General features: G+C 44.0%; 24 protein-coding genes. 12 read left to right on the forward strand and 12 right to left on the reverse strand.

Translation table 11 applies throughout. The annotated features are described in order from the left end of the window. The 3 genes from AACT23_RS15420 to AACT23_RS15430 all read left to right on the forward strand — a co-directional run bounded on the left by AACT23_RS15420 (window position 1) and on the right by AACT23_RS15430 (window position 2,712). Entirely contained in the window at window positions 1-561 is a 561-nt protein-coding gene (locus AACT23_RS15420) for an acyltransferase (RefSeq protein ID WP_013855737.1), read from the forward strand. Window positions 562-638: 77 nt separating this feature from the next. Further along, window positions 639-1,784 carry a dTDP-4-amino-4,6-dideoxygalactose transaminase gene (rffA, locus tag AACT23_RS15425; protein ID WP_094127846.1) on the forward strand — a complete coding sequence of 382 codons (1,146 nt, stop codon included), beginning with the start codon at window positions 639-641 and terminating at the stop codon, window positions 1,782-1,784. A 10-nt stretch (window positions 1,785-1,794) separates the two neighbouring features. Then, window positions 1,795-2,712 (forward strand): WavQ, encoded by a 918-nt coding sequence (locus AACT23_RS15430; protein ID WP_094127849.1) that lies wholly within the window; start codon window positions 1,795-1,797, stop codon window positions 2,710-2,712. 49 nt (window positions 2,713-2,761) lie between these two features. Here the strand turns inward: AACT23_RS15430 and AACT23_RS15435 are convergent, their stop codons facing one another. Next, on the reverse strand, window positions 2,762-3,574 hold the full coding sequence (locus AACT23_RS15435) for a glycosyltransferase (protein WP_029189939.1): 813 nt from the start codon (window positions 3,572-3,574) through the stop codon (window positions 2,762-2,764). Between the two features lie 22 nt (window positions 3,575-3,596). Continuing rightward, on the reverse strand, window positions 3,597-4,352 hold the full coding sequence (locus AACT23_RS15440) for a 3-deoxy-D-manno-octulosonic acid kinase (protein ID WP_094127852.1): 756 nt from the start codon (window positions 4,350-4,352) through the stop codon (window positions 3,597-3,599). Between the two features lie 61 nt (window positions 4,353-4,413). On the opposite strand from AACT23_RS15440, the gene AACT23_RS15445 reads away from it, so the two are divergent. Together AACT23_RS15445 and AACT23_RS15450 are read left to right on the forward strand one after the other, a co-directional pair. Then, window positions 4,414-5,502 (forward strand): glycosyltransferase family 9 protein, encoded by a 1,089-nt coding sequence (locus AACT23_RS15445; protein ID WP_094127855.1) that lies wholly within the window; start codon window positions 4,414-4,416, stop codon window positions 5,500-5,502. Next, window positions 5,499-6,284, forward strand: coding sequence for a glycosyltransferase family 2 protein (locus tag AACT23_RS15450; protein ID WP_094127858.1), 786 nt, complete (start codon window positions 5,499-5,501; stop codon window positions 6,282-6,284). Before AACT23_RS15445 ends, AACT23_RS15450 begins: the two co-directional genes overlap by 4 nt. On the opposite strand, the gene AACT23_RS15455 is transcribed toward AACT23_RS15450, so the two are convergent. Continuing rightward, the gene (locus tag AACT23_RS15455; RefSeq protein ID WP_094127861.1) at window positions 6,253-7,287 is read right to left on the reverse strand and encodes a glycosyltransferase family 9 protein; all 1,035 of its coding nucleotides are present in this window, start codon (window positions 7,285-7,287) and stop codon (window positions 6,253-6,255) included. The genes AACT23_RS15450 and AACT23_RS15455 overlap by 32 nt on opposite strands. A gap of 123 nt (window positions 7,288-7,410) precedes the next feature. On the opposite strand from AACT23_RS15455, the gene coaD reads away from it, so the two are divergent. Then, entirely contained in the window at window positions 7,411-7,902 is a 492-nt protein-coding gene (gene coaD, locus AACT23_RS15460; protein ID WP_026028196.1) for a pantetheine-phosphate adenylyltransferase, read from the forward strand. A 15-nt stretch (window positions 7,903-7,917) separates the two neighbouring features. Here the strand turns inward: coaD and mutM are convergent, their stop codons facing one another. The 5 genes from mutM to radC form a co-directional block, all read right to left on the reverse strand. Further along, window positions 7,918-8,727 carry a bifunctional DNA-formamidopyrimidine glycosylase/DNA-(apurinic or apyrimidinic site) lyase gene (mutM, locus tag AACT23_RS15465; protein ID WP_094127864.1) on the reverse strand — a complete coding sequence of 270 codons (810 nt, stop codon included), beginning with the start codon at window positions 8,725-8,727 and terminating at the stop codon, window positions 7,918-7,920. 91 nt (window positions 8,728-8,818) lie between these two features. Further along, on the reverse strand, window positions 8,819-9,286 hold the full coding sequence (locus AACT23_RS15470; RefSeq protein ID WP_013855728.1) for a hypothetical protein: 468 nt from the start codon (window positions 9,284-9,286) through the stop codon (window positions 8,819-8,821). Window positions 9,287-9,421: 135 nt separating this feature from the next. Beyond that, window positions 9,422-9,589 (reverse strand): 50S ribosomal protein L33, encoded by a 168-nt coding sequence (gene rpmG / locus AACT23_RS15475; protein ID WP_010318992.1) that lies wholly within the window; start codon window positions 9,587-9,589, stop codon window positions 9,422-9,424. 13 nt (window positions 9,590-9,602) lie between these two features. Further along, window positions 9,603-9,839, reverse strand: coding sequence for a 50S ribosomal protein L28 (gene rpmB / locus AACT23_RS15480; RefSeq protein WP_004397476.1), 237 nt, complete (start codon window positions 9,837-9,839; stop codon window positions 9,603-9,605). Window positions 9,840-10,116: 277 nt separating this feature from the next. Then, window positions 10,117-10,791 (reverse strand): RadC family protein, encoded by a 675-nt coding sequence (radC, locus tag AACT23_RS15485; protein WP_094127867.1) that lies wholly within the window; start codon window positions 10,789-10,791, stop codon window positions 10,117-10,119. A 221-nt stretch (window positions 10,792-11,012) separates the two neighbouring features. On the opposite strand from radC, the gene coaBC reads away from it, so the two are divergent. From coaBC to lpxM, 4 genes are all read left to right on the forward strand, one after another. Next, window positions 11,013-12,227: a bifunctional phosphopantothenoylcysteine decarboxylase/phosphopantothenate--cysteine ligase CoaBC gene (gene coaBC, locus AACT23_RS15490; protein WP_069573315.1), complete on the forward strand. Its 1,215-nt coding sequence runs from the start codon at window positions 11,013-11,015 to the stop codon at window positions 12,225-12,227. Between the two features lie 208 nt (window positions 12,228-12,435). After that, window positions 12,436-13,026 (forward strand): nucleoid occlusion factor SlmA, encoded by a 591-nt coding sequence (gene slmA / locus AACT23_RS15495; protein ID WP_013855724.1) that lies wholly within the window; start codon window positions 12,436-12,438, stop codon window positions 13,024-13,026. Window positions 13,027-13,082: 56 nt separating this feature from the next. Beyond that, the gene (gene lpxL / locus AACT23_RS15500) at window positions 13,083-14,030 is read left to right on the forward strand and encodes an LpxL/LpxP family Kdo(2)-lipid IV(A) lauroyl/palmitoleoyl acyltransferase (protein ID WP_019281201.1); all 948 of its coding nucleotides are present in this window, start codon (window positions 13,083-13,085) and stop codon (window positions 14,028-14,030) included. A 22-nt stretch (window positions 14,031-14,052) separates the two neighbouring features. Next, on the forward strand, window positions 14,053-15,030 hold the full coding sequence (gene lpxM, locus AACT23_RS15505; protein WP_029189937.1) for a lauroyl-Kdo(2)-lipid IV(A) myristoyltransferase: 978 nt from the start codon (window positions 14,053-14,055) through the stop codon (window positions 15,028-15,030). 101 nt (window positions 15,031-15,131) lie between these two features. Here lpxM and pyrE read toward each other — a convergent pair whose 3' ends face one another. Next, window positions 15,132-15,773: an orotate phosphoribosyltransferase gene (gene pyrE, locus AACT23_RS15510; protein ID WP_013855722.1), complete on the reverse strand. Its 642-nt coding sequence runs from the start codon at window positions 15,771-15,773 to the stop codon at window positions 15,132-15,134. 355 nt (window positions 15,774-16,128) lie between these two features. Further along, complete coding sequence (rph, locus tag AACT23_RS15515; RefSeq protein WP_017042236.1) at window positions 16,129-16,845, reverse strand: ribonuclease PH; 717 nt, start codon at window positions 16,843-16,845, stop codon at window positions 16,129-16,131. A gap of 178 nt (window positions 16,846-17,023) precedes the next feature. On the opposite strand from rph, the gene AACT23_RS15520 reads away from it, so the two are divergent. Further along, on the forward strand, window positions 17,024-17,890 hold the full coding sequence (locus AACT23_RS15520; RefSeq protein WP_013855720.1) for a YicC/YloC family endoribonuclease: 867 nt from the start codon (window positions 17,024-17,026) through the stop codon (window positions 17,888-17,890). Window positions 17,891-17,995: 105 nt separating this feature from the next. Here AACT23_RS15520 and AACT23_RS15525 read toward each other — a convergent pair whose 3' ends face one another. Together AACT23_RS15525 and AACT23_RS15530 are read right to left on the reverse strand one after the other, a co-directional pair. Beyond that, complete coding sequence (locus tag AACT23_RS15525; RefSeq protein WP_094127871.1) at window positions 17,996-20,884, reverse strand: Ig-like domain-containing protein; 2,889 nt, start codon at window positions 20,882-20,884, stop codon at window positions 17,996-17,998. A gap of 331 nt (window positions 20,885-21,215) precedes the next feature. Then, entirely contained in the window at window positions 21,216-24,014 is a 2,799-nt protein-coding gene (locus tag AACT23_RS15530) for a M16 family metallopeptidase (protein ID WP_094127874.1), read from the reverse strand. 288 nt (window positions 24,015-24,302) lie between these two features. On the opposite strand from AACT23_RS15530, the gene AACT23_RS15535 reads away from it, so the two are divergent. Beyond that, complete coding sequence (locus AACT23_RS15535) at window positions 24,303-24,791, forward strand: TIGR00645 family protein (protein ID WP_017045929.1); 489 nt, start codon at window positions 24,303-24,305, stop codon at window positions 24,789-24,791. Window positions 24,792-24,855: the final 64 nt, after the last annotated feature.

Raw genomic sequence — 24,855 nt, forward strand, 5'->3', positions numbered from 1 at the left:
ATGGCATTTCTTACAGAAGATCAGTTAATGGCTTTAGGCTTTAAAAGTCTTGGTAATAACGTAAAAATTAGTGATAAAGCAGCAATATATAATGCCGAACAAATAGTAATCGGGGATAACTCTCGAGTTGACGATTTTTGTGTTTTATCAGGCAATATTATCTTAGGTAAAAATGTCCACATTGCTGTTTTTTGTAACATAGCAGGCGGAGAAAAAGGAGTGGAACTTAAAGACTTCTCAGGCCTAGCATATGGTTGCCACGTCTTTAGCCAAAGTGATGACTACAGTGGTAAAACTATGACGAACCCAACAGTCCCAACAAAATTCAAACATGAAACCAAGAAAAAAGTTACTATCCATAAGCATTCTATCGTCGGTGCTTGTTCTATAATCTTACCCGGAATTGAACTAGCCGAAGGGACAGCTATAGGAGCTCAGTCTATGGTAACAAAAAATACTCAAGAGTGGTCAATTTACTTTGGGTCTCCAGCAAAGAAGATTAAAAATAGACGAAGAGATCTTTTAACTCTTGAACAGGAATATTTGGGTTCGAATTTATAAAACTCATCACCTAGCTACTGATTATTAGCATTGCTCTTTTCTTCATTCACAGTATAAAATTAAGTGATACTAACTTTATGAACTTCATTCCATTCAACAAGCCTCCTGTCACAGGCAATGAACTAACTTATATTGCTCAAGCAATCTCTAGCCCTAAATTGTCTGGAGATGGACCATTTGCAAAACAATGTGAACAATGGCTTGAAGAGCATACTCACTCTAAAAAAGCTTTACTGACGCCGTCTTGCACTCACGCGCTTGAACTTGCCGCTCTGCTTATTGACATCCAGCCTGGTGACGAAGTAATTATGCCAAGCTTCACTTTCGTTAGCACTGCCAATGCTTTTGTCTTACGTGGTGCCAAAATTGTATTTGTCGATATTCGTCCAGATACAATGAACATTGATGAGACAAAAATTGAAGCCGCCATTACAACAAATACCAAAGCCATAGTACCAGTTCATTATGCCGGAGTCAGTTGTGAAATGGATACCATTATGGCAGTAGCTAATAAGTACAAGTTATTTGTAATTGAAGATGCAGCCCAAGGCATGATGTCTACTTATAAAGGACAGTCTTTAGGTGCGATCGGTCACATGGCAACTTTGAGCTTTCATGAGACCAAAAATTACACATCCGGTGGAGAAGGTGGTGCACTACTTATCAATGACCAACGTTTTATTCAACGCGCAGAAATTTTACGAGAAAAAGGAACAAATCGCAGCTTATTCTTCAAAGGTATGGTAGATAAGTACACATGGGTTGATGTCGGTAGTAGTATGTTACCGAGCGAAATACAAGCCGCCTACCTTTATGCTCAGATAGAACAAGCTAAGGAAATTAACCACACTCGCCTAAATATTTGGAATAGCTATCTAAATGCCTTTTCTAAATACCAAGCTGACGGATTAATCAAACTTCCTTCTGTCCCTAGAGGTTGTCAACATAATGCTCATATGTTTTATATAAAACTAAGCAATGTTGATGTAAGGGATCAATTCATCAATCACATGAAGAATCAAAGCATTCTTGCTGTATTTCACTACCTACCACTACATAGCACCTTAGCTGGCAAACAGTTTAGTTATTTTTATGGCGAAGATGAGTACACCACACAAGAAAGCGAAAAGCTTGTGAGACTACCTCTATTTTTTAACCTAAAAGAAGAAGAAATCTATAGAGTAATTCGAGCCGCGTGTGATTTTTTCGACAAATTAGTTTGAGAAAAGATAAATGAAAATATTAGTTTATTCGCAAAACTTTGATAGTAAAAATGGCGGTGTTGTGGTGTTACATCGCTTAGTGCACCTTATCAATACGACTACGGAACATGAAGCTTTTTTAGTACCTAACAGTTTAAATCTAGCCGTTAGCAAGTATTCTATAGCCGGTATGAAGCTGAAACTTAAACATAATAAAAAGGTAAAGCAATATACCAATAAATCGCAGTGGTCAACTCCTGTTCTCGAATCTCTACAAGAAATAGACTTGTCACAGGTGATTGTTGTTTACCCTGAAATTACTTCTGGTAATCCATTAAATGCAAAAAATGTAGTTAGATGGTTACTTCACCAACCTACTCATTTTAGTGGACAAGCTAAATATGGTAAAAATGAGTTAATTTTTAAATTTAATTCAGCTATCAAAGATTTTTCACTACCTAATTCGAAGACATCAGAACAAGAGCTAAAAGTTATCTATTATCCAACGGATTTGTACAATGAGGAAGGCGTTCAACCATATCAAGAGAGAACTCTGACTTGCCACGCCATTCGTAAAGGAAAGCATAAACCCAAAGTACACTCTGAAGAATCGATTCTCATCGATTCATTAAGCCATGAGGAAGTGGCACACTTATTTAAACAAGCTAAACGCTTTATTAGCTATGACGATTATACTGCTTACTCTATTTTCGCAAATTTATGTGGATGTGAATCTATTGTTGTACCTGATTCAAACACAACTATTGAGCAATGGTACCCAAATATAACGGATCGTTATGGTATAGCTTATGGCTTTGATGAGGAACAACTTCGGTGGGCCAAAGATACTCAATCCTTAGTAAAAGAACATGTTGAGAATGAACATCGACGCTCAGAGCAATGCGTGAAAGACTTTATAAAAGAAGCTTTAGATTACTTTCAATTATAAGTAAAAGTAGTAAAAGTGGTAAAAACTAATTTGCTCTTACCACTTAAATTTATAAATACTGGTCTATACCCTTCTTGCAGTAATATATCCCTTTATCCATATTCTCTTTGGTGATTTTTTTATTGACATCAGCAAGTGAGCGACGCGTGGGATGATCCAAGTGATACACAGGAGACAGGAATTTTATATTTCTCATCTCTAATCCTATAGCTATCATTCGGTGGCTTAAATCATCATCTTCAGCACCAACACCAGGTAATTCTTCATTGTACCCATTGACTAACTTAAAATCAGTGGCAAAACATGAAAAATTACAACCAACCAAATTAAGATATTTCTTCTTATAGATCATATGCAATAAAGGATTGATAAAACCAACCTCATAATTACGAATTTTATCTTTATGCAAAGAAACTATTTTACTTAAATAAATGAGTGGGTTTTGTAGAGGACCAATATTTTTGGGTTCTTGACGGACTAATTTAGAATACCTTTCACCTAAAAACACCCGACGGCCAATCAGTACACTTCCTTTACTTCTTTGCTCTAAATGGATCTCGATATGTTTGAAGTGCGGAATACAGTCACCATCCAAGAAAATGACATAGTCAGATTTCGCCTTTGCAACAGCTTTATTTACAGCCGTCATCTTACGCCATCCGAGGTCATCTTGAGTAATATGTACAAGTTGAAGATTACTGTAAGGTACCGAATTCAAGAATTCGGCGACTTGAGGATCATCTCCATCTTCTGCGATAATTACCTCAAATTCAGAAATAGACTGTTTACTAAGTGCATATAATATCGAGTTCAACGCCTCGACATCTTTATACATTGATATAATAACGGAAGCTTTTAACATTTTTTTACTCAATGTGATTATTCTATTGCCGTGCTGTATTACACAGAATATCAACACTACCATACTTTGTGATGATACTACTTTTAACAACTTCTTTCTCAAACGATCGCTTCAATCTATCTAAATTTCCTTTCTTCCAGCTCTCGCCTTGTTGCTGGCAACACTTATCAAAATCAATAATCCATACCTTCTCTTGGTCATCAATCAAGATGTTATGGATATTGAGATCGGTGTGATTGACTTGCGCATCATGCATTTTGCGAATTTCTAGGCCGATTTTCTCATACATTTCAGTCGGTAATGGACGTTCTTGTAAAATAGACACCAGATCGCGGGCATTCGGGATTTTTTCGCTGAGTAAATCTGCCTGATAACAAAAAGTGCGCTTTACTGCTCGCGCGGCAATCGGGCGTGGAACATTTACCCCAGACTCTCTCAGAGTATTGAGCAATTCGAATTCTTGGAAACTGCGCGTTTTCTTCCAACCGGAAAAAAAGTAGTGATCACTCACTAACTTACCGAACAATCCACCACGCTTATAGTGGCGTAGTGCTGCTTCTATTTTTTCAGCTTTTACAAACCATGTCGTACCGCGCCCAGTAGCACAACCTGTGACGCTACCAGCCTGCTGCCAAAACTCAGGGTTAAAACAGCGGAGCGGATCTTCAACTAGTAAATGCTCGTCATACCAAATTGTTTGATTCTCTTTTTTCAGCGTTTTCATCGTTTCACTTTTTAATGACGAGATTGAATGTGCTTCATCGTGCTTGTTTGGCATTTTACATTTATCGACGCTATCTGCATAATTCTTACTAACTTTCTCTATATCGATGTCACTTATGGCTCTCTTTTCTTCTGCTCCACGCTCAATTTGTGTGTTGCGTCTGTCGGCGATTGGCGATGTGTGCAATGCAGTGGCCGCCGTGCAAGCAATTCAACACCAATGGCCTGAAACTCATATCACGTGGATCACTGGAAAACTGGAAGCGCAGTTACTCACTGATTTTCCTAATGTAAACGTGGTTATTAATGTAAACGTGGTTATATTCGACAAAACGCAGGGATGGAAAGCATATCAAAAACTGTGGGCAGAGCTTAAAGGGCAATCCTTCGATGCGCTTTTGCATATGCAGTATGCCTTTCGTGCCAGTATTGCCACTCTGGGTATTAAAGCTAAATATAAACTCGGTTTTGATGCCGCCCGCAGCCAAGATTTCCAGCACCTATTTACCAATGTAAAAGTGATATCGCCTCAAGCGCCTCATGTATTAGATGGCTTACTCGCGTTTGCTGAATGCCTTGGAGTAAAAGAGCTAGAACCTAAGTGGTCACTTACTTATTCAGATTCCGATCATCAATGGGCCAAGCAGCAACTTGCACATTCAAAGCGTAATTTAGTCGTGGTTCCTGCCGCGAGTAAGGCTTATAAAAATTGGACCGCTGAAGGTTATGTAGAAGTGATAACGCATGCTCAACAACTTGGTTGGCATATCATTTTGGCCGGTAGCCCTGCGCAAATTGAAGTCGATCTAGCAGCCGAAATAGCGAGTAAACTGACTCAGCCAGTACTCAATGTCGTTGGTAAAAGCCGGCTTAAAGAGATGTTGGCACTGCTCGACTTAGCCGATTTAGTGATAGCGCCAGATACAGGCCCAGCGCACATGGCCAATGCAATGAATACTCCCGTTATCGGCTTGTACGCCCACCATAATCCGCAGCGCACAGGGCCTTATCAATATCGTGATTATGTGGTGTCGGCTTATGAAGAAGCACTGTTTGCCGAAACAGGAAAAACGAAAGAGCAAGTCAGTTGGCGTACTCGCGTCAAAGATGAACAAGCGATGCAGCGCATTCAAGCAAGCCATGTTATCCAAATGTTTGATAAGATAACGGCTGATTTTCAGCTAAACCCAATATCCGAGGAATGAATGTGAGCAAACCTACTTTAGCCGTTGCGCTGATCGTTAAAAATGAAGCGCAACATCTGCAAGCTTGCTTGGAAACCGTTCACCAATGGGTAGATGAAATCATCGTCTTAGATTCAGGTAGCAGTGATAATACCGAAGAGATTGCGCGCCGTTATACTCACAAGTTTTTTGTTAATTCGCAGTGGCCTGGGTTTGGCCCACAGCGCCGCTTAGCGCAGTCGTATGTCAAGTCTGATTATGTGTTGTGGCTAGATGCCGATGAACGCGTGACCAAAGAGTTAAAAGATAGCATTCAGCAAGCGGTCGCGGCTAATAAACCCAATACACTGTATCAATTTGCCCGTTTAAGTTGGGTTTTTGGCCGCTATATTCGCCACTGCGGTTGGTATCCTGATCGCGTGTTGCGCCTCTACCCGACTCAATTAACGCAATATAACGAGGCTTTGGTGCATGAAAAAGTCGAAGTCGCAGATGGCATGAAAGTCGAGAATCTTGTAGGTGATGCGATTCACTACACCTATAACGATATTCATCATTATTTAGTTAAATCAGCAGGTTATGCCAAGGCATGGGCAGAGCAACGAGAAAAACGTGGTAAGAAAAGCAGTATTAGCCAAGGTATTTTGCATGCGTTTGGCTGCTTTTTGAAAATGTACGTTTTAAAAGCAGGCTTTTTAGATGGTAAGCAAGGCTTCTTGCTTTCTTTATTATCGGCGCATTCCACCTTTGTTAAATACGCCGATTTATGGGTTAGAACCAGTACTGAGCCACCCAAGGGTTAAGTTCGGCTAACACCGCATTAATATCAATGCGGCTCATATCGGCCTGAGTTTCTTTGTCTTTTGCTTGTGGTGGACAAAAAGCGATATGGCGACCTTGTGAATTCAATGGTCGCCAACGCAGTGGCGTGGCTGAACGTTTGGCGGGGAAAAAGCCAACTGTGGGCACATCAATCGCAGCGGCAATATGCAAAGGCCCAGTTGAACCTGCGATAAAAATATCAGCGCAAGCAATCGAGCGTGAGAAATCAACAAGCCCTTCATTTTTATCATACAGTGCCGCTCGCCCGCCCTTTTCTTCAATCAAAGCTTTTAACTGCGCGGCTTTCGCCTCTTCTCCCGGCCCGGCGGTGAGGATAATTTCTTGCTTACTATCAATCCCCATCACTAACTGCGTGTATTGCTCTAGCGACAAATTATTCGCTGAACCGCCGCTTCCGGCATGAACAAACACCCACGGTTTACTGGTATCGAGATGAAGTTGCGCAGCCAGTTTGCTTTTTTGTTCAACAAGCTTCGCTTGATCAAATTGCAGATAAGGTGCGCTCGGTTCGACAACCTCTTTGCCAGTATCATGCAAAAAAGCGCGTACCAAATCTAAGTTATACTCATATTCTGGTTTGGCTGATTGAGAGCGTTTTTGCTTAATTCGTTTGTTGTAAAAAATTTGAGCGAATTTAGTCGCCGGCGCTAAACGATAAGGAATACGAGATTTCCAAACTAATAGTGCATTGTAAGTGGTCGAGAAGAGGTTGATCGAGGCATCAAAGTGTTGCTGTTTAATCGCTTGAATACATTGTTTTTTCTGCGCAGAGGACGCGTGTTCCGTTGGGTCGACCATCACCGCATCAATCCACGGGCAAAGCTCGGCCAGCGCGACGGTATAGCTGGGGACTAACGCGGTAATATGGCAATCTGGCAACGAGGCTTTTAGCATCGCAAAACTTGGCCAAGCCAGCATGAAATCACCAATTTTATCGTTACGGATCACCAACAAATTGTTCATCGTCTCTTCTCTCACTCGCTAAGTGTCACAGTTTAATGCGGGCTACATCATACCGAGTTCAATAGGTAATTTTGAGTCTTTTTGTTAATATCAGTGCCAGTTAACCAATATGAGCCTTCCAATGTGAGCCAAAAAAGAATTTCGCGTGTGATTTATCCCGGCACTTTTGACCCCATCACCAATGGTCATTTGGATCTGATCGAACGCGCCGCCAATATGTTTGATGAAGTTATCATCGCCGTCGCCGCCAGCCCAAGCAAAAACACCATGTTTACTCTGCAAGAACGGGTCGCCTTTGCCAGCGCCGTCACTCAACATTTAGAGAATGTCACTGCCAAAGGATTTGCTGGGTTAATGGTCGATTTTGCGCGTGATGAAAAAGCCAATGTGCTGATCCGCGGTTTGCGTACTACGGTTGACTTCGAGTATGAATTTGGTTTGACCAACATGTACCGCCGTTTGATGCCAGGGCTGGAAAGTGTGTTTCTTACGCCATCAGAGGAGCATGCGTTTATCTCCTCCACCATTGTGCGAGAAGTGGCGATTCATGGTGGAGAAGTTGATCAATTTGTTCCTGACATTGTCGCTAACGCCTTGCATGGCAAGAAAATATAGCCTTTAGGACGTACCTTATTTTTGGCAAGCAGAGCAGAAAAAGGTGTTACGCTGACCAATTTTCAGCGCTTCAATCGCTTGCCCACACGCTGGGCAAGGCTGCTGCGCTTTGCCATACACATTAAGCTCTTGAGCAAAATAGCCCGGTTTGCCATCCGCTTGTGCAAAATCTTTTAAGGTTGTGCCACCTTGTTGAATCGCCGTTGCTAAGACTGATTTAATTTCTCGCACGAGGCAATTCCACTCAGGCAGTGTCAGCGAATGAGCGGGCCGAGTGGGGAGAATTCGCGCATTAAACAGTGATTCACTCGCGTAGATATTGCCTACGCCAACCACCACTTTATTTTCCATAATAAATTGCTTAACGGCGATACGTTTGTTGTTCGCTTTTTGCGCAATGTAATCTGCATCAAAATCATCGGTTAATGGCTCAGGACCGATATTACTCAACACCGAGTGGCTTTCTCCTTGTTCGCACCATAGCCAAGCGCCAAATCGACGTGGATCGTGGTAGCGCAGTACCTTGCCATTGGTTAATCGCAGATCAACGTGATCATGCTTACCTGCCGGAAAATCACACTCCAATACTCGCAATGAACCTGACATTCCCAAGTGAACAATCGCACTGCCAATATCGGTCTCTATCAGTAAATATTTGGCCCGGCGGGATATATTGCGGATCACTTGCCCTTCTAACTGTTTCAGCTCTTGAGGGATGGCCCAACGTAATTTGGGCGTGCGGAATGTCAGTTGTTGGATCGTTTGTCCAACTAGATGCGGGCTAATCCCCATTTTACTTACTTCAACTTCGGGTAACTCAGGCATGATACATCTCAATTCTTCATTCGTCGTTCGTCATTATAGGGTATTGGTTATTCGTTCTTGGTTTGTTCAACGCTCAAAGAGAAATAATGACTCAGTTCGGAAAAAGAAAAGCTTCTTCTACCGAAAGTGCCACCCATTTCTCTTGCCAATTTTTCAATAACCAAAACTGGGGGGTTTGGTAGTAGGTGATCCTTTGCGGCTCTTCGCGATCCTGATACCACACCTCCACGGTTTGTGGGTTGCGTAGTAGAGACGCAAGCGACTCGTAAGTGGCATCATCTACTTCTGTACCAACTAAACTCTGCCAGCGTTGTGCCAATATTTCAGGAGCAACTGAAATTGCTTTGCTTGATCGCCAACGGTTTTGATTCAGTTCAAGTGACCAGTCAGTAAAATGCAGTGCTTGCAGCTGTGCATTTGGATTAATCACATAAGGATAAGGGCTAGCAGGCGGTTCAATAAGATAAGTTTTGATGACTGTGGGTAAATTCAAAATGGCAATAAAAGCAATAACAGCCAAGATAAGAATATTATTCCAACGGCGGCGATTGATACGCATAAGTGATCCCTAAGAGTTGATCTTTGAGTAACTTAGCACATTATAGTGAGAGCTGACATTGCAGGGTACAAATTCCAGATAATAAAAAACCCAGCCAAAGCTGGGTCTTTCAATGCTTACAAAGCGTAAAATCAATTACTTGATTTTGCCTTCTTTGTAAAGAACGTGCTGGCGAACTACTGGATCAAATTTCTTGATCTCAAATTTGCCTGGCATGTTGCGTTTGTTCTTGTCAGTTGTGTAGAAGTGACCAGTACCTGCAGAAGATATTAGTCGAATTTTCTCACGAATGCCTTTAGCCATTGCTCAATTCCTCTTAAACGTTTTCGCCACGTGCACGGATATCAACAAGAACAGCATCAATGCCTTTCTTATCGATGATACGCATGCCTTTAGCAGTTAGACGTAGTTTAACAAAACGTTTTTCGCTCTCTACCCAGAAACGATGAGTTTGTAGGTTCGGCAGAAAACGACGCTTAGTAGCATTTCGTGCGTGTGAACGGTTGTTACCCGTTATTGGACGCTTACCAGTTACTTGGCATACTCGGGACATGAATGTCTTCTCCAAATCGTTTCAGCTCGATATCAACCTTGGTGGCCGAACCTCGTTCTCGATGTATTAAGAAGTTTGAGGTTAAAAACCGTTATGGAAAATCCATACAAGGCTATCAAAGGTCGCGTATTATACTAACTTGACATGCATTGCTCAAGACCCGAACAGATCCTTTTTACGGATTTGGCGATCTTTTTTTAAGCAGAGCTGATTTAGGTTGATAATTTAGTGCGCGAATCATACCAGAATAATCTTAAGTCACAACCTAAAATGTGATTCAAATCCACCCTCTTTCTGCAAAAGAAATTACCTCGCCATCGCCCACCACAAAATGGTCCAAAATACGGATGTCCACTAACGCTAGTGCATCGGTTAATCGACGTGTGATTCTGCGATCGGCTTGGCTAGGCTCAGCAACGCCTGACGGATGATTATGGGCCAATATTAATGTCGCTGCATTATGGTGGAGTGCTCTTTTAACCACCTCACGAGGGTAAACGCTGGCCGCGTCAATCGTCCCCTCAAACAGCACTTCATCGCTGATCACTCGGTGTTGATTATCCAAAAACAGAATATAGAAGGCTTCTCGATGGCGATCGCGTAGCACACTCGATAAATAAAGCTTGGTTTGCTCTGGGCTAGTCAAAGCGCCACCTCGTTTGAGCGTTTCGGCCAAATAGCGCTGCGTCATTTCAAGCACCGCCTGCAATTGAACGTATTTGGCTTCGCCCAACCCTTTATGGCGGCAAAACTCTTGCTGGTTGGCCGAAAAAAGCGCTCTAAGTGATCCAAACTCGCGCAGCAGCAGATCCGAGAGAGCGAGCACATTCATTCCTTGAGTACCAGTACGAAGAAAAATCGCCAGCAGTTCAGCATCAGATAATGCCTGAGGACCGCGAGCAAGCAATTTTTCGCGTGGCATTGATTCTATGGGCAGTGATTTGAGGCTCATTAAGCACTCCTAGGGCTAAAGGTACTCAGACAACATAGAGAAATAGCCAAGCCTGCAACTTTTCTTCTCTTTATTTAGGCTTAATTCATGGTTTTTTGTAATTGATAAGTGATGAAAGACGCAGAAACACTCGTCCAATATGAAAGGATTGAGCGGATCATAAGGTCACTCGATGCGAGAGTTGTGCTAACATAATGCGCAGAATTTTTGAGGAAAAGACAATGCAAACACTGGCAGGAAAAAAGATTCTGCTCGGCATTAGCGGCGGTATTGCTGCGTATAAATGTGCTGAGCTAACGCGTCGCTTGATTGAACGAGGCGCTCAAGTACAAGTGGTGATGACCCACGCTGCAAAAGAGTTTATAACGCCACTGACCATGCAAGCCGTCTCTGGCAGGCCAGTTTCAGATAGCTTATTAGACCCAGCCGCCGAAGCGTCTATGGGCCATATTGAACTTGCCAAATGGGCAGACTTAGTCCTACTGGCTCCCGCGACTGCGGATCTCATCGCGCGCGTCGCCGCAGGGATGGGTAATGATTTACTCACCACTTTGATTTTAGCCACCAATGCGCCAGTGGCCGTCTCGCCGGCAATGAATCAGCAGATGTATCGCAATATCGCCACACAAGAGAATATTGCCACGCTTAAACGTCGAAGCATGATGATTTGGGGCCCTGCAGCTGGTGAACAGGCGTGTGGCGATGTTGGCCCAGGCCGCATGCTTGAGCCAATGCAATTGGTTGAGCGCTGCGAGTTTTTTTTCCAAACAGAGGTGGCAAACAACACACTGCTCGCCGGTAAGTCACTGTTGATTAGCGCAGGCCCAACCCGTGAAGCACTCGATCCAGTCCGCTATATCAGTAACCACAGTTCAGGCAAAATGGGGTATGCGATTGCGCAGGCCGCCGCTCAATTGGGCGCGAAAGTGACTCTGATCAGTGGCCCGGTCAATTTGCTCACACCGCCACAAGTACAACGTATTGATGTGGAAAGTGCCTGCGATATGCATCAGCAAGTGATGGCGCAAGCGCAATCACATGATGTGTTCATCAGTTGCGCCGCCGTAGCCGACTATCGCCCTGAGATCGTCGCCGATCAAAAGATCAAAAAAACCGATGCGAGCGATCACATGCTCATCACCATGGTCAAAAATCCCGACATCGTCGCCAGCGTAGCTGCACTGAAAGAAAACCGCCCGTTCACGGTAGGCTTTGCGGCTGAAACGCAGCAAGTTGAAAAATATGCCCGCGCTAAACTGCTCAACAAAAAACTGGATATGATCTGCGCCAATGATGTTTCTGTTGCGGGCCAAGGCTTTAATAGTAACGACAATGCGCTGACCGTTTATTGGCAAGGCGGAGAGCAAGCATTACCTTTGAGTTCAAAATCTGCATTAGCTCACGCGCTGATGCAACTGATCGCGAGTCAACTGTAGGCTACAAACAGACGTTCTAAGCTTCTTTTAGGGTTCATAGCGTTTATTGGGTGGTAAAATCACCACCCAGTTCAATCATTTTCATTTTTACGCTACGCAGTCCGAAAACTGTCCGTTAAACTACTGCGCTTAATGGACAATACCCAAACCATCTGAAGGGTATAAATATTTGCTCACAAGCATGTGGTAACTAAAAGGAAATCGGGTCATGGCCGTCAATAAGAAAATCAATCGTCGTGAAGAGATTCTACAAGCACTCGCTGAAATGCTGGAATCTAACGATGGTGCATCACGCATCACCACAGCAAAGCTAGCCAAACAAGTGGGCGTTTCTGAAGCGGCTTTGTACCGTCATTTCCCGAGTAAAGCACGGATGTTTGAAGGCTTGATTGAGTTTATTGAAGAGTCTTTAATGTCGCGGATTAATCGCATTTTGGATGAAGAGAAAGATACACTCAACCGCATCCGCTTAGTGCTACAGCTTATCTTGGCTTTTTCGGAACGTAACCCGGGCTTGACACGAATTTTATCCGGCCATGCTCTAATGTTTGAAAATGAGCGACTGCGTGAACGGATCAACCAACTGTTCGAACGCATAGAAACGTCACTACGTCAGATCCTTCGCGAACGTAAACTGCGTGAAGGTAAATCCTTCCCCGTCGACGAAAGCATTTTAGCCGCTCAACTGCTTGGCCAAGTGGAAGGAAGCCTAAATCGCTTTGTGCGATCTGACTTTAAATACCAACCGACGGCAAATTTTGAAGAGTATTGGGCATTATTAAGCGCTCAGATTCAGTAAAAACAAACCACCACCGTCGTGACAAAGAATCATCATCAGTGAAAGAATCAAGAGTAATGAGCAAAGAAAAATACGGTAAACCTGAGTTTTCCCTCTCGCTACTGCACCCTAAATATTGGGGCGTGTGGCTTAGCTTTGGGCTACTCGCTTTAATGGTCAACCTGCTTCCTTATTCTGCGTTACTAAAAATAGGACGCAGCATGGGCGCGTTTGGAATGCGCTTTGCTAACAAGCGAGTACACATTGCCACGCGTAATCTACAGCTATCTTTTCCAGAGAAAAGTGCAGGTGAGATTGAGCAAATTGTTAACGAAAACTTTAAAAACACTGGCATGGCGCTGATAGAAACCGGAATTACTTGGTTTTGGCCGACTTGGCGTTTTGCTCGCCTGCTTGATGTGAAAGATGTCAGTGCCCTTTTGCAACTCAAACAAGAAAAACGTGGCGCACTGCTGTGTTGCGTACATGCGTTAAATTTAGAAATTACAGCACGCGCTTTTGGTGTAATAGGCCTTGAAGGCTATGGCGTTTACCGCCCACACAGCAACCCAGCGTATGAATTTATCCAATACCGTGGTCGCACACGCAATGGCAATAAACTAATCTACCGCACCGACATTAAACAGATGATCCGCGTACTCAAAAAGGGCGAACGCCTATTTTATCTACCCGATCAAGATTACGGCCATAACAAATCGGTGTTTGTTCCCTTCTTTGCGGTCAAAGAAGCGTGTACCACCACAGGCACCAGTATTCTGGCTTATACTAGCCAATGTGCGATTGTCCCCGGTTCAGGGTTTCGAAACGCCAACGGAAAATACGAAATCATCGCCGATAAAACCATTGATGGCGACTATCCAAAAGATGACATGACCGCCGCCGCCGCTTACATGAATAAATACGTTGAAGAAGTGATTCTACGCGCACCAGAACAGTGGATGTGGCTGCATAAGCGTTTTAAATCTTTGCCAGATGAAACGTTAACTAACTCTCGCTATTTATAACTAGAAAAAGGTTTTGCTTTCAATGAGCAACAACGAAAACAGCACAGACAAACACTTGCACAACCCCACATTCCAATGGTCTTTTTTACACCCAAAACATTGGGGAACTTGGATTGGGATCTTCTTTGCCGCTCTGTTCGCCTTTATGCCACCCGTATGGCGAGATAGGCTAGCACGCAAATTATCCACCTTTGCGGTACGTAAAAACGGCCGTGTTGTACGCCGCACGCGAGTGAATCTGGAAAAATGCTTTCCTGAAAAATCCCCGCAAGAACGCCAGGCTATTTTGGAAGAAACCTTTGTCAAAGCAGCACAATACATGCTCGGTTATTCGGAGTTTTTGGTTCGTTCCACGAAACACAATCAGCAACGCGGCATCATGATTGGTGAAGAGAACTTATTGCCATTGTTAGATGCTGGCGAGAACGTGATCATCCTCGCCCCTCACGCTTGGGCGGTCGATTACCCTGCGGTAATGCTTGCTGCAAAAGGCTATAAAGTAACCACCATCATGAAGCCACAGCGCAATCCTATCGGTGATTGGTTAATGCACGTCCAACGCATGCAATATGGCGGGCGTATTTTTGCACGTGATGCAGGGGTAAAACCGTTTGTACGTTCAATTAAAGATGGATACTTAGGCTACTGGCTGCCCGATGAAGACTTTGGCCCGGCCAACTCGGTCTTTGTTCCATTCTTTGGCACTGAAAAAGCCACGTTAAAAGGTTTTGGTAAAATGGCGCGCCTATCAAAGGCGAAAGTCGTGCCAATTTTGCCTGCTTATAACGATAAAACCTGTAAGTACGAAGTGCATATTTTGCCTGCATTAGAAAACTTTCCAACGGGCGATGAAGAGCAAGATGCACGCGCTATGAATAAGGCGATTGAAGATTTAGTCACACCACGCCCAGAACAGTACATGTGGAATTTATCACTGTTGAAAACGCAGCGTGATGGCTCGGAAATTTACGATAACTCGCACCATGGCGATCAAAGTTAATCGCTAGAATAACTAAACTCATAACAAACAAGCCCCGAGCGACAAACTCGGGGCTTTTACTTTTCAATAAGTGGCTTTACGATTCGCAAATAAGTTGATGCTTAAATTCCGTACTGAGCACGATACGCTTTTACCGCCTCAAGGTGCTTAGCATCTGCCCCTTTCTCTTCAAGGTAAGTAACCAGATCGGTCAGGCTAACAATTGAGATGATCGCGCAACCAAAATCACGCTCGACTTCTTGAATTGCAGAAAGCTCTCCTTTGCCTTTTTCTTGGCGGTCAATTGCTACCAAAACACCAGCAAGATCCGCACCGTTAGCTTGAATGATTTCCATCGACTCACGAATGGCAGTACCAGCTGTAATGACATCATCCACCAGCATAATGCGCCCTTCTAATGCGCTACCGACCAAGTTACCGCCTTCACCGTGGTCTTTCGCTTCTTTACGGTTAAAGCAATACGGCGTATCAACATCATGATGATCAGCCAACGCTACTGCAGTTGTAGTCGCAATGGGGATCCCTTTGTACGCAGGTCCAAATAGCACATCAAACTCAATCCCAGAATCGACTAAAGCAGCGGCATAAAAACGCCCTAAGCGCGCTAAATCACGGCCAGTATTAAACAAGCCAGCGTTAAAGAAATAAGGGCTTTTTCGGCCAGACTTCAAAGTAAACTCGCCAAACTTCAAGACTTCTTTTTCTAGTGCAAATTCAATAAATTCACGCTGGTATGCTTTCATGATTTTCTCTCTCTTAACTCATACACTTTGGTTTATTTCGCTTTCTCAACAAGAACAACCCCCTCCTAGCCTCCCCCTAAAAGGGGGAGGTACTAAAGTGGTGCTCACCTCCCCGAAAAAAGAGAGGTACTAAGATAATGCTCACCTCCCCGAAAAAGAGAGGTACTAAGATAATGCTTGCCTCCCCTAAAAGGGGAGGTAGTAAGATGATGAATTCCCTCCACTCAAGGGCAATATTAGGAACACTTCCTTTATTCCCTCCCCTTATAGGGGAGGGTTAGGGTGGGGTCATCACGTACAACAATACAATGAATAAAACGGGCAAAAAAATAGCCCCCAACTGGGAGCTACTTGATCAATCTAATAACGATGCTTTCTGCGCTTCAACAATATCAGCGATGCCTTTCTTGGCAACGGCCAGTAAATCCATCAGCTCTTCATGGCTAAACGGTTCACCCTCTGCGGTACCTTGAATTTCAATCATCTTACCGTTTTCAGTCATCACCACATTCATATCAGTGTCGGCGGCAGAATCTTCCACGTATTCCAAATCACATAAAATGTTTTCACCCAAGATGCCAACTGAGACAGCAGCAACATGGCCTTTCATTGGATTCTTCTTCAATTTACCGCTAGCAACCAGATGAGCAAACGCATCCGCCAGTGCCACACTTGCGCCCGTAATTGATGCAGTGCGAGTACCGCCGTCCGCTTGAATAACGTCACAGTCAACCGTGATCATCACCTCTGGCATTGCCTCTAAATCCACCACAGCACGTAAGCTGCGAGCGATGAGACGTTGAATCTCCATGGTGCGGCCACCTTGTTTACCGTTGGTCGCTTCACGACGAGTCCGTGAATGGGTTGCACGTGGCAGCATGCCGTATTCGGCAGTAACCCAACCTTTGCCCTGACCTTTCAACCAGCGAGGAACACCCTCTTCGACAGTGGCATTACACAATACTTTGGTATTACCAAATTCCACCAATACTGACCCTTCAGCATAAGCAGTGTAGTTGCGAGTGATTTTAATTGGGCGAATTTGATCGGCCGCGCGGTCATTTGGACGCATAGTGCATCTACCTTTTATCGGGTGAGACGGAATCGATTGGGGCGATATTATAGCGGATTAGCCGCCTTGACGCTAGGTTGGTCACCCTTTGCATTGGCGTGAACCTAGTACACGCGTGAAGCTAGTGCTAACATACCTCTCGTTTGATATTTCATCTTCGTGAGCAAAGGACAAATCAATGATTTACAGCATGACCGCGTACGCGCGTAAAGAAGTTAAAGGTGATTGGGGTACTGCGGTATGGGAAATTCGCTCGGTAAACCAACGTTATCTTGAAACCTACTTCCGCCTGCCGGAACAATTTCGTGGTCTTGAGCCTGTACTGCGTGAACGCTTTCGCCAACGTTTAGCGCGCGGCAAAGTAGAATGTCACTTACGTTATGAAGCAAACCCTGCGGCTAAAAGTGAGCTGAATATCAATGAAGCACTCGCCAATCAAGTGATTAAAGCCGCCAACCAAGTAATGCACATGACAGGCGAGCTAAGCCGCATTAATCCGTTTCAAATCATGCAGTGGCCCGGCGTAATGGAAACGCCAGAACAAGACATGGACAGCATTAATAAAGCCTTATTAGCAGGCTTTGATGATGCAATCATTGAATTCATTGACGCACGTGGCCGTGAAGGTGACAACATGAAGGCGTTAATCGAACAACGCCTGACGGCGATCAGTGAAGAAGTGGTAAAAGTGCGCGCACGCATGCCAGAAATCCTGCAATGGCAACGTGAACGTCTACTGACTAAGTTTGAAGAAGCAAAGATTGAGCTTGATGCGACACGCGTCGAGCAAGAGCTGATTTTACTTGCACAAAAATCAGACGTTGCCGAAGAGTTAGACCGCCTCGATTCTCACGTCAAAGAAGCACGTAATGTGCTCAAAAAAGGCGGTTCATGCGGCCGTAAGCTCGATTTCATGATGCAAGAATTTAACCGCGAATCGAACACGTTAGCCTCGAAATCAATCAGCACCGACATCACGGCCTCCGGCGTTGAACTTAAGGTTCTGATTGAGCAAATGAGAGAGCAGATCCAAAACATCGAATAGTTTTTCAGCTTCGGCGATTCAGATTAAGTTGATGACGATGGATAAAAACACGGAAGGCACCATGGCCTTCCGTTATCTAGTTAACTCACAAAGTAACCATGCAGGCTACTTACTGACACTGATCATTTCGTTGAAGTACTCGACTTGCTGTTCCATGCTCAGACTTTGATTATTTGAACCCAACGCCCAGATAAAGAAACCACCGTAACCATTCTCTTTTTGCCACTTGGCACGGTTGAGGTTGTTTTCACGGCTCTCCACAAAATTGCCGTTTGGCCCCCACTGGCTATTGATCGTATTGCCCAAAACAATTTTCGACTTATCTCCAATGTATTGAGCGTAATTGGCCATCGCGACATCATAGAGGAAGTTTTGGCCGGCGTCATAGGTCATGACGTTGAAGAAGTCGAAATCGTTCTTGGTTGCTTGTAACAGATCGATCACTTCACCATGGTGAGACGAGCGACCTGATGGCTCAACGTAAGAACAATTTTCAAACACACTTGAATCCATGCATGCCACAGGATCAGCACCGACATGGTATGTGGTCAGCGACAACACTTTATTGTCTCCCACTTTTTGGCGTATCAGTTTAATCAATGCGGTTAGGTCTTGGTTCTCTTTATCGGTAATGCGCGCTGCTTTCTCGAAGTCGAAGTCAAGACCATCGATTTGCACATAACCCGCTAATTGGTACTTGCTGTAATCACATTGGCCATCACCACCCGTCGCAAGGCAGTCACCCACTACCTCTTCTGGTTTTAGGTTCTTCTTATAGACAGGGAAAGGTTTGTTGACCAATTCAACGAGGCCATTGGCCACCGCCTCCCGATTTGCATCGCTACCAATCGCAGACCAAATACTTTCATAGGTTTGACCACCAAACGCGACCATCATGGTGACATTGCTATTATCGTGTTTTAAGGTTGACCACGCTAAGTACTGAGATGGCATCCAATCTGGGTTGTAACTTGGTGGGGTTACCATGTCATCAGAAATCGTAATGTTACCGCTAGCATCCCATTTACCAAACGATAATAAATAACCGTCACCTTCAGAATTAAACAGTTTTTCATAATCATTTAATCCCCAAGAAGTGAGATAACTAATGGCACGGTCTGGGTTATCGGCAAGGCCACCACCACCGGTACTCTCTTTCACTGTAATATTGGATGGGGATGACATTTGCTCTTGATTGGCACTGTTGAGCGCCTTTGCGTAAATAGCGTAGTTGCCTGCTTGCGCTCCAATCCACTCATATTCATAAGGTGCTTCGGTGTCTTGATTCAGCACCTTACCGTTGGCAATAAACGTCACGGACGCCACCTCGCCTTCATAGCTCTTAGCATCCGCTTTGATTGAGATCGCTCGGCCTTCAAAGAAGCTTGAACCGTCTACAGGGGAAGAGAGTGACACCAGCAGATCTTTATCAGTAATGGCAATCGAAATCGGTGCAGTTTGAGCACTTGCGCCTTGATCGTCATACGCGGCAACCGTAAGTGTGTATTGTCCTTCAACTTGAGCAGGCACAGTGATGGTATAGAGATCGCCCGAAGAAGAGGTGGATGTTGCAACGACTTCGCCATTCAATTGAACATCGACACGCGCCACTTGGGTATCGTCGCTCGCCTCAACGACCACCTCAAATGGCTGATTGGGTGCTATTTTTTGTCCATTTTCTGGCGATTGAACATGCACTTCAGGAACAGGGTTAGGATCGCACTCACCAACGTCATTCCATGCATCTTTCCATGCATCTGGATAATTTGGATGCCCAGTACCCGGTGTCCATACTGGGTTACCACACCAACCTGCGATTTTACATGCGTAGATATGGCCAATATTGGTTACCTCATCTCCCACTTGATAGCTCACGCCATCTTGGTACTGAGCAACGTCACCGCAACTACCACTCACATCAGTAACCGTAATCGTCAGATTTTTTTGTGTTACATGCCGTTCATCATCTTGCGCTTCAACACGTAATGCAGCGCTTCCGGCCGTTTGAGGGGTCCAGTCACAAGAGAACACTTGCTCTGTTTTGGCATCGATACTGCAAACTTCGGTGTCATTAGCAAAAAATTTAACGGTAGCCAGATCATTATCAGCATCGGTCACTTCAGCAGAGATCGTCAAACTTGTACCTTGTGGGTGGGATGATCCCGCTTCTGGGGAAATGAACTCAACGACCGGAGGATTAGGCGCCGTCGATTCTGACTCGACAGAAACAGGCACGCTTTGCTCAGAGAGCTTATCGCCTTCCTCATTGAACGCGATAACTGAAATGGAAGCGGCTCCTATTTCTTTCGGTTGCCACACTTGCTGATACTCGGTGACACCTTGCTTCAATGGTTGTTGAGCAATTTTGTCTTGGTTAGCCCAAAACTCAAGCTTACCGGCACTCTCACCATCAACACGAGCCATAATGCTAACGTCTGTGCCCGTGTATACCACTGAATTTGGCGCTGGAGAAAGAATATCTAGTGAAAAATCGGGCGGTGGTGTGATGCCCCCTTCCATTTTCACAATAACAGAATCTTCAAAAGCACTCAGGTTTTCCAATGAACCAGCAAAAGCGATCGTCAAGGAGAGTGATTCTGAGGAATTCAGAACGCTGTCAACCCAAGCACCTTCAGGGAATTTAAGCGCCACTGAATGGAGAATACCGCCCGCTTGAGCGGTATGAGATAGACTCCACGTAGGATGGGATAGCGCCGATGATTGCCAACCTATATCGTTAATCGCAACGGGTAATACAAATTCGATTACCGCATCGCGCATATCCGCTGACTCTGCTCCTGTATTTTTAATCGCTAAGGTGTAAGTGCTCCACCACTGCCCCTCTGACTCAGCTACCGCATCCGCGCTAAACTCAACAGCAATAGCCTGAGATATTGGGTTTAGCAATAGACCCGAAAAAAGCATGGTTAGGCCTAAGACCCGGTAATAGTTTTTGTCGGCCATTGAGACTGGCGTGTTTTTTTGATTAAACATTATTTTATACCCTCATATTAAATTTATAATATTCAGTATATTTATTAGCACCACCGTTAATAATTAACATCAACAATTTTCGCTTAAAATAATTTTTGGAATGACAATCAATATTTATTTAAAATCTAAATAATCAGCATGAATGCATTAAATTATATTGATTACATTTTAAGATAAATTAAAAACATGAAAAAACCTGATTTTTTATTCTAATTAAATGTAAAAATAAATATTATATTATCCATATTTAAATAAGTGACATTAGTCCAAGAAAAATATAACAAAGTGATAAGTTTCATCATAAAAATGAGCCCCCAATAGGAGGCTCATTTTATTTTGAGATTGCAGAGGTAGTGCTGGGTAATATTTTAACACTCAGTCGTTTGTCTGCTTGTAAATATTGATTAGCAACATGACGCAGATCATTCGTACTCACCTGATTGATGGCGTGACGAACCTCCTGCCAACGACTATAGCGATGCGGATAAGTTTGAGTTAACGATGCGACATCAAGCCAAAATACATTCTTTTCTGGCAGGCTATCTAACCATTGTAGAAGCGGTTGTTTCGCTCGTTGCAACATATCAGCATCAATGCCATGATCAGCTTTCACTCGAGACAATACCGCATCGAAACTCTCTTCCACTAATTTAAGTTGCGTTGTGTCTGTCACACTGAACAGCCCCAAATAACCAAATCCTGTGGGAAGAAAATCATTGCTGCTAAATGGGTAAGGTGAGTAACTCGCGCCAGCCTTTTCTCTCACTTCTTCCGTCAACAAAATACTGAGAACCTCTTCAAGCAGCATCAGTTTTGCGTAGTGTTCGGCATTCACCTTATCAGTCGTTGGCCACAGCCAAGCCAATGCCGCGGCATTGGCTGAACCTTGATGCTCAACAATATGTGATGCAGGCACTGGTGGAAACTCAACGCGCTCAACTTGCAGCTCTTTTTCTGGATGACGCGGCAAAGCGCCCAGTGTTTTAGCAACCGATCGAATCGTTTTCTCTTCGTCAAGATCACCCACAATGGCTATTTCTAAAAGGCCTTTATCTACCGCCGAGGCAAACACTGGAACTAATTCTGAAAAATGACGCTTTAACAGTTCCTCGTCATGGCTACGAAATCGTGGGTCGTCAGGGTGCAATAATTCAGGTAACACCGTCCAAAATGCCTCTTCTGGCGTCGTGTTCTGGCTGTTACTCGCTGCCAGTACTCGTTGACGAAATTGGTTCATCCCCTCTTCTCGCCAGCCCGGGCTCGTTAAAAATGCCGTTTGCAGTGCTAACTGTTGGTCAAGCGACGCTTGATTGGTGAAATCCTGACTCGCAAAACCAAGCGTTCCGACATTGAACCCCGTCGTCACATTGGCAGCAGAAAAGAGATGAATTAACTGCTGAAACGAATGCTGCTCTAACCCACCAGCAACAAAGCCATCATTAAACAGTGCCTGAATGCCCTCTTTTCTAGGTAACGGATATTCGCCAAAACCTAATGCAAGATTGAGGTAGATGACGTTTTTCTCTAACTCGGTTGGCTTGATGTTGAGCTTAACGCCATTGGCAAATTTCAACATCCGAATCCCCGTTTCGGGATCTCGCTTGTCGTGAACGAGCGTGCCCGCCTCACCAAATTCACGGTAGGCAAATGCCTCGACCGATGATATTTGATAAGGCTCTACTGGCTGTTTTTGGCTTTGTTCATATACATCGAGTAGCGTTTGATTGATTTTCTCAACCTTGTATGGCCCAGAAAGATAAATCCACGGCTTACCTTGCCAACGCTCTGTAAGCAGGTCGTGCAATCGAGCTGCGGTGATTTGAGGTTGATAAGCTTCAAAAAGAGCAAGCGCGAACGTCGGTTCAATCGGGACAAATTGCTGAGCATCACTTGTCACTAGGCCTTGCGCAATCGAAAAACTATGCAAGGTATCGCTACTTGCTTCTCTTTGCTGATAATCAGCATGCATTGCCTTGATCGCTTGATCAATTTCGTTCTGATTAAAGCCGTATCGAATCGCTTGTCGCACCGTCTGTTCAAGTAATGTCAGCCCATGCTGCCACTGCTCGGGCAAGGTTACCAGTGACAATTCCATCCGTGATGCGATACCGAAATCTTGTTCAATATGAACAAAAGCATTCGTTATCCCCTCTTGGTCTATCAGATGGGGAAGTAACCGTTGGTAGAGTAAGTTCGACAATATTGATTCAAGGATCATTTCATGGCGACTTTCAACGCTATCTGCTTGTCGCTCTTGTGGTGCAATCACACCAAGCGAAATTTGGGTCGGTAAGCGAGCATCAAAGAAAACATCGGCTTGCAAGTGCGTCCTTACTGCAGGCAACATCAAATGGTCAGCCCGTAGCGGTACCGCATCCCGGTGAGGTACCCAGTTAGAAAAAAGTCGTTTGATCTGCTCTTCGGCCTGAGCAACATCAAGGTCTCCCACCACAATGATCGTGGTACGTTCTGGCGTATAAAAGCGTTGATAGAGTGAACGTAACTGCTCTGAGCTAGCATGTTTTACTACATCGAGATCACCAATTGGCAAACGTTTTGACAAAGGGCTCCTCGGATATAAGAAGCTCAGCTGTTGACGATAATTCTCAACATCAGCGGAATTTCTCTCTTTCCATTCCGCCACAACAACCGGTTTTTCTTGCTCCAACGCCTTTGGCTCAAGCTTAAGGCGATCCGCAATCTCTCTCATAAGCCACAAACCAGTTGCTACTTTTTGTGAGTCTCCTTGAGCAATATTGAACTCATACACGGTTTGATTGAATTGAGTCACCGCATTGGTATCGGATCCAAAACTTAATCCTAAGCGTTCAAGTTGGCGAATCATCTCCCCTTCGGCTACAGAGTCCGAACCTTTAAACGCCATGTGTTCTAAAAGATGCATCAAGCCTTGTTCTTGATCTGACTCGACTAAAGAACCACCCGCAATGCGCATACGCATAATGACAGCATGAGCAGGTGTCGTGTTATGGACTAATTGGTACCTTAAGCCGTTTTCAAGCTGACCTTCGTGAATGCGATGACTTTTAGGTAACTCCGTCGATAGCGAACTGGCCGATATGACAAGCAGCAATAATAAGCTCAATGGGTGAAAAAATAGAATATTACGCAAATTAAGATTCTCAGTATGTATGGGACGACACTCATTCGAATTGAGCGCTTATTATCACCCATTTATTGAACTTATAAATACATCAAGACAATTCCATACAAAACCGTACAATATTTTCAACATCATGCCATAGTGATCAAACGCGCACCACGCCCCCTTGAATATCAGCTTAGCTGGCTTATATTGCTCTACAAAAACTTTGTGCAATAACGTAGCCAAATCACAAGAAAACACAGTATTATCACCCCTTATTCCACATACTTCGTGGAGATCATAAACGGAATAATTATGGAAAATATCGTCGAAAAACTACTCTATTCAGCGCGCTGGATTATGGCCCCTATCTATTTGGGGTTAAGTTTAGTGCTGCTGGCATTAGGCATTAAATTTTTCCAAGAAGTGTTTCATCTGTTACCTAACATCTTGAGCACCGATGAAGTCAGCCTGATTTTAGTGACACTTTCTTTGATTGATATTTCATTGGTTGGTGGGTTGATTGTGATGGTGATGTTTTCAGGCTATGAGAATTTTGTCTCTAAAATTGATATCGCCGAAGAGGATGATAAGCTCGGCTGGCTCGGAAAATTAGACACAGGATCGTTGAAAAATAAGGTTTCGGCATCGATTGTCGCCATCTCCTCAATTCATTTGCTGAAAGTCTTCATGAACACTGAAAATATCGACAGTGAAAAAATCAAGTGGTACTTACTGCTGCACATTACCTTTGTCTTATCGGCCTTTGCGATGGGTTATTTAGATAAAATCACCAAAAAATAGCCGCAAGCCCTGTATACACAGGGCTATTCGTTAACACTATCGATGCCAATGATAAATAGACTGA

The organism is Vibrio sp. V09_P4A23P171 (genome assembly GCF_963875615.1).
GTDB lineage: Bacteria > Pseudomonadota > Gammaproteobacteria > Enterobacterales > Vibrionaceae > Vibrio > Vibrio anguillarum.